Genomic DNA, 14,164 nt, shown 5'->3' on the forward strand with positions numbered 1-14,164 from the left:
AGCGACACCGCGACCAACACGGCCGGCAGGCGTGTACGTGGACGTACGCGACCGCTTCGGCGGCACAGAGTTGTCACACGCCCCAGGGGGAGTTCAGACCATGCGATCCATACGCCCGTTCCTCGCCGCTCGCCGAGTCGGGGACGGACGCCGCAGAACCTCCCCCGCGCCGGCCGCCGTCGGTCTCGCCGTGGTGCTCGCGCTGACCGCCACCGCCTGCGGCCCCGGCGACGACGAGGCGAACGCCAAGGCGTCCGCGTCCCAGAGCGCCTCGGACGGCGACGGCAGGATCCGGATCCCGGACGACATCAAGGACAAGCTCAAAGAGCACGGGATCGACCTCGACAAGTGGAAGAACGGCGCCTGGAAGAACTGGGACAGGGACGACTGGCTGCGTGAGGCCGAGGACTTCGTCAACCCGATCATCAAGGACCTGTGGGACCCGGACCGGATGCGGAAGGCGCGTGAGCCGGAGAAGGAGGTCGACGAGAACGACCTCTCCGGTGACCAGGGCGTCACCGACCCGACGCCGGCGGCGGTGAAGGCGCGGGCCGTGCCGACCGGCTACCACGACAACGCCCCCGAGGCGGGCAAGGTGTTCTTCGACGGGCCCCAGGGCACGATGGTCTGCTCGGCGACGGTCGTCGAGGACCCCGCCAACCCCGGCAAGTCGAACCTCGTGTGGACCGCGGGCCACTGCGTGCACGCCGGCAAGTCGGGCGGCTGGTACCGCAACATCGCCTTCGTGCCGTCGTACAACGACAGCGGGAGGACGGCGGCCGAGCTGGCGACCGCCACCAAGGAGGAGGTCGCTCCGTACGGTGTCTGGTGGGGCGACGGGGCGCGGACCTCGGACCAGTGGATCGCGCAGGGCGGCAGGACGGGCGGTGACGGCGCGCCGTACGACTTCGCGGTCATCCATGTGACGCCGGAGGACGGCGGCACCGGCAAGTCCCTGGAGGAGACGGTCGGTTCGGCGCTCCCGGTGGACTTCAACGCACCCGCGGTCCCGCAGGTGAAGAGCATCACGGCGACGGGTTACCCGGCGGCGGCGCCGTTCGACGGCGAGACGATGTACCAGTGCACGGACAAGCCGGGACGGCTCTCGCTCCTGAAGTCCGACCCGACGATGTACCGCATCGGCTGCACCATGACCGGCGGTTCGTCCGGCGGCGGCTGGGTGGCGGCCGGCTCGGACGGCAAGCCGGCGCTCGTCTCCAACACGTCGATCGGTCCGGTGAGCGCCGGCTGGCTGGCGGGTCCGCGGCTGGGCGAGGAGGCGAAGAGCGTGTACGACGAGGTGAGCCGGAAGTTCGCCGGGCGGTGACCAGCGCCTGCGGCTGACGCGGGGTTCGCCCCCACCGCCCCTACCCGTCCCATCCCAGGGGGCTCCGCCCCATGCCCCCGGGTGGGGGGCGGGGCGGGTTGGATTGGTGCGGGTGGGTGGGGGCTGGTCGCGCAGTTCCCCGCGCCCCTTGAAGAACGTGCAGTTCCCCGCGCCCCCAAGGCACCGGCCGCCCGCCGATCGTCCTCGGACGCCCGGCATAGGGCGAAGGCCCGCCCTCTGTGTGAGAGGGCGGGCCTTCGCCGTTGTACGTACCGTGTCAGGCGAGCGGTGCCGGAGCGTACGGCGTGAGTTCCGCCGCCAGTTCCTCGTGGACCCGCGCCTTGAGCAGGGTGCCCTCCGGGGTGTGCTCCTCGGAGATGACCTCGCCCTCGGTGTGGGCGCGGGCGATCAGCTTGCCCAGCGTGTACGGCACGAGCGCCTCGATCTCGACCGAGGGACGGGGCAGCTCGTGGTCGATGAGCGCGAGCAGCTCGTCGATGCCCTTGCCGGTGCGGGCCGAGACCGCGATGGCGCGCTTCTCGATCCGCAGCAGCCTCTGGAGCGTCAGCGGGTCGGCAGCGTCCGCCTTGTTGATCACGACGATCTCGGGCACATCGGTGGCTCCGACGTCCCTGATCACCTCGCGCACGGCGGCCAGCTGCTCCTCCGGCGCCGGGTGCGATCCGTCGACCACGTGCAGGATCAGGTCGGAGTCGCCGACCTCCTCCATGGTGGAGCGGAAGGCCTCCACCAGGTGGTGCGGCAGGTGGCGTACGAAGCCGACGGTGTCCGCCAGCGTGTACAGCCGTCCGCCCGGGGTCTCGGCCCGGCGCACGGTCGGGTCGAGGGTCGCGAACAGGGCGTTCTCGACCAGGACGCCCGCGCCCGTGAGGCGGTTGAGCAGGGAGGACTTGCCCGCGTTGGTGTAGCCGGCGATGGCGACCGAGGGCACCTTGTGGCGCTTGCGCACCTGGCGCTGGATCTCGCGGCCGGTCTTCATCTCCGCGATCTCCCGGCGCATCTTCGCCATCTTCTCTCGGATGCGGCGCCGGTCCGTCTCGATCTTGGTCTCACCGGGACCACGGGTGGCGAGGCCGCCGCCCTTGCCGCCGCCCATCTGCCGGGACAGCGACTGACCCCAGCCTCGCAGCCTCGGCAGCATGTACTGCATCTGCGCGAGCGCGACCTGCGCCTTGCCCTCGCGGGACTTGGCGTGCTGGGCGAAGATGTCGAGGATCAGGGCCGTGCGGTCGATGACCTTGACCTTGACGACGTCCTCGAGGTGGATGAGCTGACCCGGGCTGAGCTCACCGTCGCAGATGACGGTGTCGGCGCCGGTCTCCAGGACGATGTCCCGCAGCTCGTACGCCTTGCCCGAGCCGATGTACGTGGCCGCGTCCGGCTTGTCGCGGCGCTGGATCACGCCGTCGAGCACCAGCGCGCCCGCCGTCTCGGCGAGGGCGGCCAGCTCGGCCAGCGAGTTCTCCGCGTCCTGCGACGTTCCCGAGGTCCATACGCCGACGAGGACGACGCGCTCCAGGCGGAGCTGGCGGTACTCGACCTCGGTGACGTCCTCGAGCTCGGTGGAGAGGCCCCCGACGCGGCGCAGGGCCGCGCGGTCGGAGCGGTCGAACTGGTCGCCGTCCCTCTCTCCGTCGATCTCGTAGCTCCAGGCGACGTCCTCTTCCATCAGGGCATCGGCCCGAAGACCTTCGGTGTTGTTCTGCGCGAGGGCGCGCTGCGCGGCCTGGGAAGGGGAAGAAGAGGAGGTCATTGGATCCTTACGTCGATGGGAAACGGATGCGGCGAGGGGCTTTTCGCCACTGACCACTGACGGCTGTCGTCCGTCGTCAACGACGGCGTTCCGTCACGGGCGACGGTCGTTCCGTCACGGAAGCGGGTCCTGCCACTGGCGGCGCATCCTCCGCCGCCCGCGACGGGCCTGTCCGTCACTGTGCACAACGTCCGAGTACCCCCGGAGATTCCCGGGGCCCGCCCCGAGGGGCCGGGCCGCGCCGCTGACGGAGAAGATGGTCGCACGACACGGCTCGTCTCGTCACCCGGGTTATTCCCGTTTCGCCGCCCCGTAACATCCGGGCTCCTCACCTGGTCACTTCCGTGCGGGCTCCGGCTTCCAGTCCGGGTGGCCCGGCATCGGCGGCGTCTTCTTCCCGTAGAGCCAGGCACGGAAGAACCCGCTCAGGTCGCGCCCGGCGGTGCGGGACGCGAGGTCCTGGAAGTCGTCCGTGCCGGCGACGCCGTCGCGGTGGACGTTCACCCAGGAGCGTTCCAGGCTGTCGAAGGCGGGGCGGCCGATCTCCTGGCGCAGGGCGTAGAGGAAGAGCGCGGCGCCGTCGTACACGACGGGGCGGAAGATGCTGGTCTTCTGGTCGGTCCCGGGTGCCTTGGGTTCCGCCGGTGGACCCCCGGCGGCCCGCCAGCGGTCCGAGGCGCCGTAGGCGGCCTTCATACGGGTCTGCATCGACCTGTTGGCCTTCTCCTGCGCGTACAGGGCCTCGTACCAGGTGGCGTGTCCTTCGTTGAGCCACAGGTCGGACCAGGTGCGCGGGCTGACACTGTTGCCGAACCACTGGTGGGCCAGCTCGTGCACCATGATCGACTCGACGTACCACTTCGGGTACTCGGACCGGGCGAAGAGTTCCCTCTCGAAGAGGGAGAGGGTCTGTGTCTCCAGCTCGAAGCCGGTCCGCGCGTCGGCGATCAGCACGCCGTACGTCTCGAAGGGGTAAGCGCCGACCTTCCCTTCCATCCAGCGCATCTGGGCGGGGGTCTTCCTGAGCCAGCGGCCCAGCGTCCTGCGGTCCTTCGCGGGGATCACGTCGCGCAGGGGCAGGCCGCGCGGTCCGGTGCGGCGCAGGACCGTGGAGCGGCCGATGGAGACCTGGGCGAGTTCGGTGGCCATGGGGTGCGCGGTGCGGTACGCCCAGGTGGTGGTCCTGGCGTCGCGGTGCACGCCCACCGGCAGGCCGTTGGCCACGGCCGTGTGGCCCCGGGGTGCGGTGACCCGGATGGTGAACAGGGCCTTGTCGGAGGGGTGGTCGTTGCACGGGAACACCAGGTGGGCGGCGTCGGCCTGGTTGGCCATCGCGAGGCCGTCCGCGGTGCGCACCCAGCCGCCGTCCTTGCCCTCGGCGTAGGTGGGGTCACTGGTGTGGCGCACGGTGATCCGCAGTGCGCTGTTCTCGGGGAGCTCCGCCCGCGGGGTGAGGACGAGGTCCTCGCCCGCGCTGGTGAACGCGGCCGGCGCGCCGTTGACCTCCACGGACCGCACCGTCCCGTGCGCGAAGTCGAGGTTGACGTGCTCCAGGGGCGCGGTCGTCCGGGCGTCGATCGTGGTGACGGCCGTGAGCGGTTCGCGGTTGGTGCCGGAGTAGGTGAAGGCGAGGTCGTACGACTGGACGTCGTACCCGGGGTTGCCGAGGTGGGGGAAGAGGCGGTCGCCCACGCCGAGGGGCACGGCCGGCGACGGGACGCCCGCGGCGATCAGGCAGACGGAGACGGCGGGGGTGAGCAGCGCGGCCCTGACGCGACGGGCACTGGCGCGACGGGCTCTGGCGTGACGGGCTCTGGAGCGGGCGGTGAGCAGCATGAACCACCGCTACCAGCGCCCCCACCACCCCACGGTGGCGACGCGCGGCGGGCCCACTCGAACGGCGGGCCCCCGGCGGCAGCTCGAACGGCGGCCCCCCTCCCGGCTGCCGCTACGGCGTGGCCGGAGCCTGGTGCTGGGTGCGGCCCACGTCGTAGACGCCCGCCACGTTCCGCATCGCGCGCATCAGGGCGGGGAGGTGGGCGGCGTCCGGGAGTTGGACGGTGTAGGTGTGGCGGACGCGCTGCTGGGTGGGGGGTTCGACCATGGCGGAGACGATCTCGACGCCCTCCAGGGCGATGGCCTCGGTGAGGTCGGCCATCAGGTGGGGCCGCTGGAAGGATTCAGCGACCAGCGTGACGCGGCACTCGGTGGTGTCGCCCCAGCTCACGCCGACCTCCGCGCGCCCGGCGCTCTTCATCCGCTCCACTCCGGCGCACTCCACGCGGTGGACGGTGACCACGCCCCCGCGTACGGCGAAGCCGGTGACCTCGTCGGGCGGTACGGGCGTGCAGCAGCCGGCGAGGCGTACGCTCGCGCCGGGCTGGTCCACGGCGACGCTGTCGGAGGCGGAGCGGGCGGCGGGCGTGTCGGGGGTGGGCCGGGCGGAGGGGGCGTCACCGGCCGGACGGCCCTCGGCGGCGGTGCGGCTCTCACCGGCCGCCCCGTCGTCGGGCGACGGGTGGGTGGCGAGCCAGCGCTGGATGGCGATGCGCGCGGCGGGCGTGTGGGCGTGGTCCAGCCACTCCCGGGAGGGCTCGGAGGCCGGGTCCTGGCCCATGAGGAGCTGGACGGTGTCGCCGTCCTTCAGGACCGTGCTCAGTGTGGCCAGACGGCCGTTGACGCGGGCCCCGATGCAGGCGTGCGCGTCCTCGCCGTACTGGGCGTACGCGGCGTCCACGCAGCTCGCGCCCTCGGGGAGCCCCAGCGTGCCCCCGTCGGGCCGGAAGACCGTGATCTCGCGGTCCTGGGCGAGGTCCTCGCGCAGGGTGGACCAGAAGATGTCGGTGTCCGGGGCCGCCTCCTGCCAGTCGAGGAGTCGGGACAGCCAGCCGGGACGGGTCGGGTCGACGCGCTCGCCGTCGCCGTCGGACTGCTCCAGGGCCACTGCTTCCGAAGGAGGGGCGTAGGGATTGCCGAGGGCGATGACCCCGGCCTCGGCGACCTTGTGCATCTGGTGCGTACGGATGAGGACTTCGGCGACCTCGCCGTCGGCACGTGCGACCGCCGTGTGCAGCGACTGGTAGAGGTTGAACTTCGGTACGGCGATGAAGTCCTTGAACTCCGAGACGACGGGCGTGAGGCAGGTGTGCAGTTCGCCGAGGACCGCGTAGCAGTCGGCGTCCTCGTTGACGAGGACGAGGAGGCGTCCGAAGTCGGCGCCGCGCAGCGGGCCGCGCTTGCGTGAGACGCGGTGCACGGAGACGAAGTGCCGCGGGCGGATGACGACTTCGGCCTGGATGCCGGCCTCGCGCAGCACTCCGCGCACCTCGTCGGCGATCTCGGCGAGCGGGTCGCCGCCGTGCGCGGCGTTGTCGACGATCAGCTCGCGGGTGTGCTCGTACTCCTCGGGGTGGAGGATCGCGAAGACCAGGTCCTCCAGTTCGGTCTTGAGCACCTGGACGCCGAGCCGTTCGGCGAGCGGGATCAGGAAGTCCTTGGTCACCTTGGCGATGCGCTCCTGTTTCTCCGGGCGCATGACGCCCAGGGTGCGCATGTTGTGCAGCCGGTCGGCCAGTTTGATCGACATCACGCGGACGTCGTTGCCGGTGGCGACGAGCATCTTGCGGAAGGTCTCGGGTTCGGCGGCGGCCCCGTAGTCGACCTTCTCCAGCTTCGTGACGCCGTCGACGAGGTAGCGGACCTCCTCGCCGAACTCCGTGCCGACCTGATCGAGCGTCACGTCGGTGTCCTCGACCGTGTCGTGGAGCAGGGACGCCGTCAAGGTCGTGGTCTCGGCGCCGAGTTCGGCGAGGATCAAGGTCACGGCGAGCGGGTGCGTGATGTAGGGCTCGCCGCTCTTGCGCATCTGGCCGCGGTGCGAGGACTCGGCCAACACATAGGCCCGGCGCAGGGGTTCGAGGTCGGCGTCGGGGTGGTGGGCGCGATGGGCCTCGACCACGTGGCTGATGGCGTCGGGCAGCCGGTCCCGGGCCGCTGTGCCGAGCAGCGCGGCGCGGACGTGGCGGCGCAGGTCGATGCGGGGGCGGCCCTTCCTGCGGTGGGCCGGCGGCCCCACCTGCTCGTGCGTGCTCCCCCGCTCGTGCGAACCCGAGTGTGTGGAAGGGGGCGTCACGGGGGCGGGCGTGAGAGGGTTCGTGGCCTCCGCACTCATGGGCACCTCCGGCAGCGTCGACCGGCGGACGGACACCCCTTGGCGTACGGCGGCTCAGGGTGTGGCGTGGTTCCCCCGTCCGTGCCGGTGCTTGATGCTATCGAGCCCACCACGCCCGACTGACCGCCTCCCGCCGAGCGTGAAACGGATCACCCATTCGAGCGACGATTCAGAGGTTTACGATTTTGAGCCACAGGTAGGGCAGTTGGCCATGGAATCGAACCCGTGCACCCCACCGAGGTGCGACATCGCAGCCTCAGTAACCCCCTGGCACTGCGATTCTCAACCCGACCGCACGTCAACTCGCGGCTGTTTCCAGCCAGTCGGCGTCGATCTCGCCTTCGGCGACGATCACCGCGGGGCCCGTCATCTCGATCTCGCCGTCGGGGTGTTCGGTGATGACGAGCGTTCCGCCGAGGACGTCGATGGTGTACGTCACCGGGGTCCCCGTCACGGCCGGGTCGGCGCCGTCGCGGCGGGCGGCCGCCACAGCGACGGCACACGCGCCCGTGCCGCACGAGCGGGTCTCGCCGGACCCGCGCTCGTGTACGCGCATCGCGACGTGGGCCGGGCCCCGGTCGACCACGAACTCGACGTTGACGCCCTCCGGGTAGGCGGAGGCCGGGCCGAACGGCGGCGCGGTGTACAGGTTGCCGGCGTGCGCGAGGTCGTCGACGAAGGCCACGGCGTGCGGGTTGCCCATGTTCACGTTGCGCGCGGGCCAGCTGCGCTCGCCGACGCTCACGGTGACGTCCCCTTCGGGGAGGCGCGCCCTGCCCATACCGACGGTGACGTCACCGTCCTTGGCGATGTGCACGGTCTTCACGCCTCCGCGCGTGGCGACCGCGAGGTCCCCCTCGGTCACGTGTCCGGCGCGCTGGAGGTAGCGGGCGAAGACCCGTACGCCGTTGCCGCACATCTCCGCGATCGAGCCGTCGCCGTTGCGGTAGTCCATGAACCACTCCGCCTCGGCCGCCATCGCCTTCGCCTCGGGGTGCGCGGCGGCCCGCACGACGTGCAGCAGGCCGTCCCCGCCCAGCCCCGCGCGCCGGTCGCACAGGGCGGCCACGGCTGCCGGGGGCAGGTCGATGGTGTTGTCGGGGTCCGGGATGATCACGAAGTCGTTCTCGGTCCCGTGGCCCTTGAGGAAGGCGATCGGCGTGCTCATTCCTCGATCGTACGGTAGCGCTCCGCTTGGCAGGCCGACGGGAGAGTGCGGGGCCGGTGGGTGAGTGCTGGTCCGTTGTGGCTGGTCGCGCAGTTCCCCGCGCCCCTTACGAGGCGCGCCTTACGAGGCGCGTCAGCGCAGGCGGGCCACTCGCCAGACGGCCAGGGCCACGACCGCCAGCACGATCACCGCGTATCCGAGGACCACTCGCCAGTCGGGGCGGCGTCCGGAGCCGCGCTGCGGCAGTCCCGGCCAGGTGGAGCCCACACGGCGGGCGGCCATCATGCCCCAGCCGGCCGCGCACGAGCAGATCAGCAGGCCGAGCATGGCGACCACGGCGCCGCCGTCGCCGAACTCGAAGGCGAGCGGGAAGGCGAACATCAGCGAGCCCAGCGCGGCCAGGGCGACGATGGGGGCGAGCTGCCAGATCCGCAGCCGACGCTGAGGCCGGAGCTCGACCTCGACCTCGGGGCCGGACATCTCGTCCGGTTCCGGTCCGTCGTCCGTCACGCCGCCCGGCGACTGCTCGTCCGGGCCGTCCGAGCTGAGGGAATCCGCGTCCGGGCTCGAGCGGTACCCCTCCAGGGCCTGCTGCTCCCCGTTCTCCGCGGTCCCGTACTCCGCGCCTTGTGCGGTGTTGCGAGGGCCGGCCTCCATCGCCACGCGCCCTCCCAACTAGGACTCCACTTGGTCGATCGAAGCTCGATGATGGCACGGTCCCGGAGGCCCGGATGGCGGCCGGTGCGTCCCGATGCCATGACGTGATCAGGCTGTGACCGGTCGTTCGACGAACGAGAGGGCGAGCTCCGGAAGTTCCGCGCGGTCGGCGGCTCCCCCCTTGAGCCAATGCACGCGGGGGTCGCGCCTGAACCATGAATCCTGGCGGCGCGCGAAGCGTTTGGTGGCACGCACGGTCTCGGCGCGCGCTTCGTCCTCGGTGCACTCACCGGACAGCGCGGCGAGAACCTGCTGGTATCCGAGCGCGCGCGACGCCGTACGCCCCTCGCGCAGCCCCTGCGCCTGAAGCGCCCGCACCTCGTCGACGAGTCCGGCGTCCCACATGCGGTCGACGCGGCGGGCGATGCGCTCGTCGAGTTCGGGACGGCAGACGTCGACGCCGATCTGGATGGTGTCGTAGACGGAGTCGTGGCCGGGGAGGTTGGCGGTGAAGGGCTTGCCGGTGATCTCGATGACCTCGAGGGCGCGCACGATGCGGCGGCCGTTGCTGGGCAGGATCGCGTGGGCCGCCTCGGGGTCGGCGGCGGCCAGGCGGGCGTGCAGGGCGCCGGAGCCGCGCAGGGTGAGTTCCTCCTCCAGGCGGGCGCGGACCTCGGGGTCGGTGCCCGGGAACTCCAGGTTGTCGACGGCGCCGCGGACGTAGAGCCCGGAGCCTCCCACCAGGATGGGCCAGCGGCCCTCGGCGAGCAGGGCGTCGACGCGGGCGCGGGCGAGCCGCTGGTACTCGGCGACGCTGGCCGTGACCGTCACGTCCCAGATGTCCAGGAGGTGGTGGGGGATGCCGCCGCGTTCCTCGTGCGTCAGCTTGGCGGTGCCGATGTCCATCCCCCGGTAGAGCTGCATCGAGTCGGCGTTGACGATCTCTCCGCCGAGGCGCTGGGCGAGGAAGACGCCGAGATCGGACTTTCCCGCGGCGGTGGGTCCGACGACGGCGATGACACGAGGGGCGGGGGGTGCGGTACTCACCGACCCAGTCTCGCAAACGTCGGGGCCCGCTCTCGAACGAGTTACGTGACGCCACGGGAGTGGGGTCGTTGCCTGTTGCGAGGTTCGGACCGCCGGTTTCGAGTACCGGTGACCCGGGCGACGCAATCGGACGCACCGGGCGACGCGGGATTTCGCCCGCACGAGTAACGTTGGAGTGGATATGGGCGTTTTTGCACGGCTTTTGCGGAGGTCGAAGGCAGCGGAGGAGGCGTCAACCGCCGAGGCGCAGGCCGACACGCCGACGGCCGAGTCCGAGGCGGAGGGGGCGGACGAAGCCAAGGGGTCGAAGGAGTCCACGGAGTCCGGGGCCGAGGCCGGGGCGGGCGAGGCCAAGGCGGAGGAGGCCGCGTCGGACGCGTCAGAGGGGTCCGGTACGGGTGACGACGTGGAGATCCCCCAGCAGCAGACCGCCGAGAAGGCCGCGGACAACGAGGCCGGCGAGGGCGCCCGCAAGTAACTGTCCCCTGCGGGAAGGTGAACCATGAGTCTCCTGGACAACGTGAAGTCCAAACTCGCCCCGGCCAAGGACAAGGTCTCGCACTTCGCGCACAAGCACGAAGGACGGATCGACCAGATCGAGCGCGGCCTCGACAAGGCCGCGAACGCGGTCGACAAGAGGACCAAGGGCAAGTACAGCGACCGGATCCACTCGGGGACGGACAAGGCGAAGGGCGCCATGGACCGACTCGCGCAGAAGGAGGGCGGCGACGCCACGCCCCCGCCGGACGCGCCGACACCGCCTCCGGCCTCCTGAGCGTCACCCGTACGGCGGACGGCCGCGGAACCCGACGGTTCCCGGCCGTCCGCCGTGCCGCCGTGCCGCCGTGTGCTGTGAGCGCTGTCGTGCCGCCGTGTGGTGTCAGCGCCGTCGTGCCGCCGCGATGGCGTGAGGCTGTCGTACCGCCGTGCGGCGTGAGGCTGTCGTACCGCCGTGCGGCGTGAGGCTGTCGTTACGACCAGGTCGCCACCAGATAGCCCACGCCGTACGGTGCCTCGTCGTACAGGAGTGTGCCTTCCAGGTCCGTGTGCTCGGCCGCGCCGGCGAGGACCTGCCAGGGGGCACGGCCCGAGGCCTTGAGCTCGAAGGCCAGCGCGGTGTCCAGGGCCTTGAGGGCGGGGACGTCCGCCGAGCCGAGCGCGCGGGCGACCTCGGCGTCGAAGCCGGCGGCGCGCTCGTCGAGGTAGCCGGGGGCCTTGAGGGTGCGGCACGCGCTGGCGTCGCCCATGACCAGCAGGGCCACCCGCTGGTCCGGCGCCACGATCTCCCGCCCGGCCCGGACGCACCGCTCGGCCTCCAGCGGTTCGCCCACGCCGAGGCCCTCGACGGGCGCCTCGGCCCAGTCGGCGCGCGCCAGCAGCCAGGCGGCCACAGCCAGGGAGGCCGGCAGCTCGCGCTCGGGGGCCGTGCGGTCCAGGGCCGACGGGGGCGGCTCACGGCGGCCCAGGCGTACGTCGACGTCCACGCCGAAGCCGCGGAACGAGCCCGGCGTGCCCTCGGGGTACGGCCCGCGTCCGGCTTCGCCGGCCGGACCGACCACCATCAGCCGGTCGGGGCGTGCCGCGGCGAGCACCGCGAGCGCGTCCGCGCACGCGGCCCGCGCGGCGTCCATTTCGGGCGCCGCCCCCGCGGCGACCTCGGGCACGAGCAGCGGCGGACAGGGACAGACGGCGGCGGCGACAAGCATGATCGGCAGCGTAACCCCGTCGGCGGGCCGGGCATCACATCACTCCCGTCACCGCCGACGGTACGCGGTGCGGCAGGACCTCAGTCGCAGCCGCAGCCACTCCCCGCGACCGCAGGCAGCGGCTCCGGCGCGCCGATCTTCGGCAGGCCCAGCATCACGCCGGCCGGCTTGGCGGCCTCGGCCGTGTTGCGCTTCTCCCACGCGTCACCCGCGCGCGTGCGGCGCACGGCCAGCACCTGGCCCTCGGCGAGGAGGTGGTGCGGGGCCGCGTACGTGATCTCGACCGTGACCACGTCGCCGGGGCGGACCTCCTGGTCGGGCTTGGTGAAGTGGACCAGCCGGTTGTCGGGGGCGCGGCCGGAGAGGCGGTGGGTGGCGCCGTCCTTGCGGCCCTCGCCCTCGGCGACCATCAGCTCCAGGGTGCGGCCGACCTGCTTCTTGTTCTCCTCCCAGGAGATCTCCTCCTGGAGGGTGACGAGACGCTCGTAGCGCGCCTGGACGACCTCCTTGGGGATCTGGTTCTCCATGGTGGCGGCGGGGGTGCCGGGCCGCTTGGAGTACTGGAAGGTGAAGGCCTGGGCGAAGCGCGCCTCGCGCACCACGTGGAGGGTCTGCTCGAAGTCCTCCTCGGTCTCGCCGGGGAAGCCGACGATGATGTCCGTGGTGATCGCCGCGTGCGGGATGGCCTCGCGCACCTTGCGGATGATGCCCAGGTAGCGCTCCTGGCGGTAGGAGCGGCGCATCGCCTTGAGGACGGGGTCCGAGCCGGACTGGAGCGGCATGTGCAGCTGCGGCATCACGTTCGGCGTCTCGGCCATGGCGGCGATCACGTCGTCGGTGAAGTCGCGGGGGTGGGGGGACGTGAAGCGGACGCGCTCCAGGCCGTCGATGGTGCCGCAGGCGCGCAGCAGCTTGCTGAACGCCTCGCGGTCGCCGATGTCACTGCCGTACGCGTTGACGTTCTGCCCGAGCAGCGTGATCTCGGAGACGCCCTCGCCGACCAGGGCCTCGATCTCGGCGAGGATGTCGCCGGTCCTGCGGTCCTTCTCCTTGCCGCGCAGGGCGGGGACGATGCAGAAGGTGCAGGTGTTGTTGCAGCCGACGGAGATGGAGACCCAGGCCGCGTACGCGCTCTCACGGCGGGTCGGCAGCGTCGAGGGGAAGGCCTCCAGCGACTCGGCGATCTCGACCTGCGCCTCCTCCTGGACGCGGGCGCGCTCCAGCAGGACGGGCAGCTTGCCGATGTTGTGCGTGCCGAAGACGACGTCCACCCAGGGCGCCCGCTTCACGATGGTGTCGCGGTCCTTCTGCGCCAGACAGCCGCCGACGGCGATCTGCATGCCGGGCCGCATGGCCTTCTTCGGGGCGAGGTGGCCGAGGTTGCCGTACAGCTTGTTGTCGGCGTTCTCGCGGACGGCGCAGGTGTTGAAGACGACGACGTCCGCGTCGCCGTCGGAGCCCTCGGGTGCGCGCACGTAGCCGGCGTCCTCCAGGAGTCCGGACAAACGCTCGGAGTCGTGGACGTTCATCTGACACCCGTAGGTGCGTACTTCGTAGGTCTTAGATGATCGAACATCCACTGCCGGGCTCCGGTCGCTGCTGCTGGTCATGGGTCAAGGGTAGGCGCTCGTCGGGAGATGTCCGGCTGGAGTCGGGTCGGCGATCAAGGTGAGCGCGTTCCAGTGCTGCGAATCGGGTGCCGACGCCCCCGAGCGTGTAGCGGGGTCCGGGCTCCGCCGGTCGCTGCCGGTCCTTCCTCACGGCCCCAGGACTGCCGTCAGGTCTCCCCGTCCACCGCGTACCTCTGCGTCCCCGACCGCAGGTTCGCCTGCGCCTTTCGGTAGGCGCGGCGGCTGGGGACCTCCGCCTTGGCGTTCTGGTCGTCACGGCGGGCCGTCAGCGCTGCCAGGGCCTCGCGGGCCTCGTCCGCGGTCCAGCGGTCGAGGTCGATCTCGCGGTGCTGGCGGGAGGCGGTCTGGATCTCCAGGTAGGCGTTGGCCGATGCGGACGCCTGGGCGACGCGCTGGGGCGCGTTGACGGTGGTCAGCACGGCGCCCAGACCGGAGGAAATCAGCGCGAGGATGCCGGCCGCGGTCCGTCCGGTGGACTCGACGAGGGCCGTGGTGCCGGCGATGGCGGCGAGCAGCGTGGCCGGGACGCCCAGGAGGAGATGGACCGCGCGCCAGCGTTTGGTCTCCTCGAACTGGCACTGCGCGCTGTACATGGCGCTCTCCTCGATGCGCCGGAGTTCCGCCTCGATGGCGCGCCGACGCCGCGTGTCGCCGTCGTGGCCGGCAGTGTCCTGGCTGTCCAT

General features: G+C 71.7%; 12 protein-coding genes. 3 read left to right on the plus strand and 9 right to left on the minus strand.

Annotation, left to right across the window (positions count from 1 at the left end; genetic code table 11):
• The first annotated feature begins 100 nt into the window (after positions 1–100).
• Entirely contained in the window at positions 101–1,327 is a 1,227-nt protein-coding gene (locus AB0959_RS44570) for a hypothetical protein (RefSeq protein ID WP_366832604.1), read from the plus strand.
• A gap of 277 nt (positions 1,328–1,604) precedes the next feature.
• Here AB0959_RS44570 and hflX read toward each other — a convergent pair whose 3' ends face one another.
• From hflX to miaA, 6 genes are all read right to left on the minus strand, one after another.
• Positions 1,605–3,101 (minus strand): GTPase HflX, encoded by a 1,497-nt coding sequence (gene hflX, locus AB0959_RS44575; protein WP_366832605.1) that lies wholly within the window; start codon positions 3,099–3,101, stop codon positions 1,605–1,607.
• Between the two features lie 336 nt (positions 3,102–3,437).
• Positions 3,438–4,937, minus strand: coding sequence for a M1 family metallopeptidase (locus AB0959_RS44580; protein WP_366832606.1), 1,500 nt, complete (start codon positions 4,935–4,937; stop codon positions 3,438–3,440).
• A gap of 112 nt (positions 4,938–5,049) precedes the next feature.
• Positions 5,050–7,272: an HD domain-containing protein gene (locus AB0959_RS44585; RefSeq protein ID WP_366832607.1), complete on the minus strand. Its 2,223-nt coding sequence runs from the start codon at positions 7,270–7,272 to the stop codon at positions 5,050–5,052.
• 298 nt (positions 7,273–7,570) lie between these two features.
• Positions 7,571–8,440 (minus strand): diaminopimelate epimerase, encoded by an 870-nt coding sequence (gene dapF, locus AB0959_RS44590; protein ID WP_366832608.1) that lies wholly within the window; start codon positions 8,438–8,440, stop codon positions 7,571–7,573.
• 132 nt (positions 8,441–8,572) lie between these two features.
• The gene (locus AB0959_RS44595) at positions 8,573–9,097 is read right to left on the minus strand and encodes a hypothetical protein (protein ID WP_366832626.1); all 525 of its coding nucleotides are present in this window, start codon (positions 9,095–9,097) and stop codon (positions 8,573–8,575) included.
• A 108-nt stretch (positions 9,098–9,205) separates the two neighbouring features.
• Positions 9,206–10,144, minus strand: a complete 939-nt coding sequence (gene miaA, locus AB0959_RS44600) for a tRNA (adenosine(37)-N6)-dimethylallyltransferase MiaA (RefSeq protein ID WP_366832609.1) — start codon at positions 10,142–10,144, stop codon at positions 9,206–9,208.
• Between the two features lie 181 nt (positions 10,145–10,325).
• Between miaA and AB0959_RS44605 the strand changes: the two genes are divergently transcribed.
• Both AB0959_RS44605 and AB0959_RS44610 read left to right on the plus strand, forming a co-directional pair.
• The gene (locus tag AB0959_RS44605) at positions 10,326–10,622 is read left to right on the plus strand and encodes a hypothetical protein (RefSeq protein ID WP_366832610.1); all 297 of its coding nucleotides are present in this window, start codon (positions 10,326–10,328) and stop codon (positions 10,620–10,622) included.
• A 24-nt stretch (positions 10,623–10,646) separates the two neighbouring features.
• Positions 10,647–10,919, plus strand: coding sequence for an antitoxin (locus AB0959_RS44610; protein ID WP_366832611.1), 273 nt, complete (start codon positions 10,647–10,649; stop codon positions 10,917–10,919).
• Positions 10,920–11,115: 196 nt separating this feature from the next.
• On the opposite strand, the gene AB0959_RS44615 is transcribed toward AB0959_RS44610, so the two are convergent.
• The 3 genes from AB0959_RS44615 to AB0959_RS44625 all read right to left on the minus strand — a co-directional run bounded on the left by AB0959_RS44615 (position 11,116) and on the right by AB0959_RS44625 (position 14,164).
• Positions 11,116–11,850 (minus strand): class III extradiol dioxygenase subunit B-like domain-containing protein, encoded by a 735-nt coding sequence (locus AB0959_RS44615; RefSeq protein WP_366832612.1) that lies wholly within the window; start codon positions 11,848–11,850, stop codon positions 11,116–11,118.
• Positions 11,851–11,930: 80 nt separating this feature from the next.
• Positions 11,931–13,460: a tRNA (N6-isopentenyl adenosine(37)-C2)-methylthiotransferase MiaB gene (gene miaB / locus AB0959_RS44620; RefSeq protein ID WP_366832613.1), complete on the minus strand. Its 1,530-nt coding sequence runs from the start codon at positions 13,458–13,460 to the stop codon at positions 11,931–11,933.
• 167 nt (positions 13,461–13,627) lie between these two features.
• Positions 13,628–14,164 carry an SLATT domain-containing protein gene (locus AB0959_RS44625; RefSeq protein WP_366832614.1) on the minus strand — a complete coding sequence of 179 codons (537 nt, stop codon included), beginning with the start codon at positions 14,162–14,164 and terminating at the stop codon, positions 13,628–13,630.

This window comes from Streptomyces sp. NPDC046862 (assembly GCF_040704615.1).
Classification (GTDB): Bacteria; Actinomycetota; Actinomycetes; order Streptomycetales; family Streptomycetaceae; genus Streptomyces.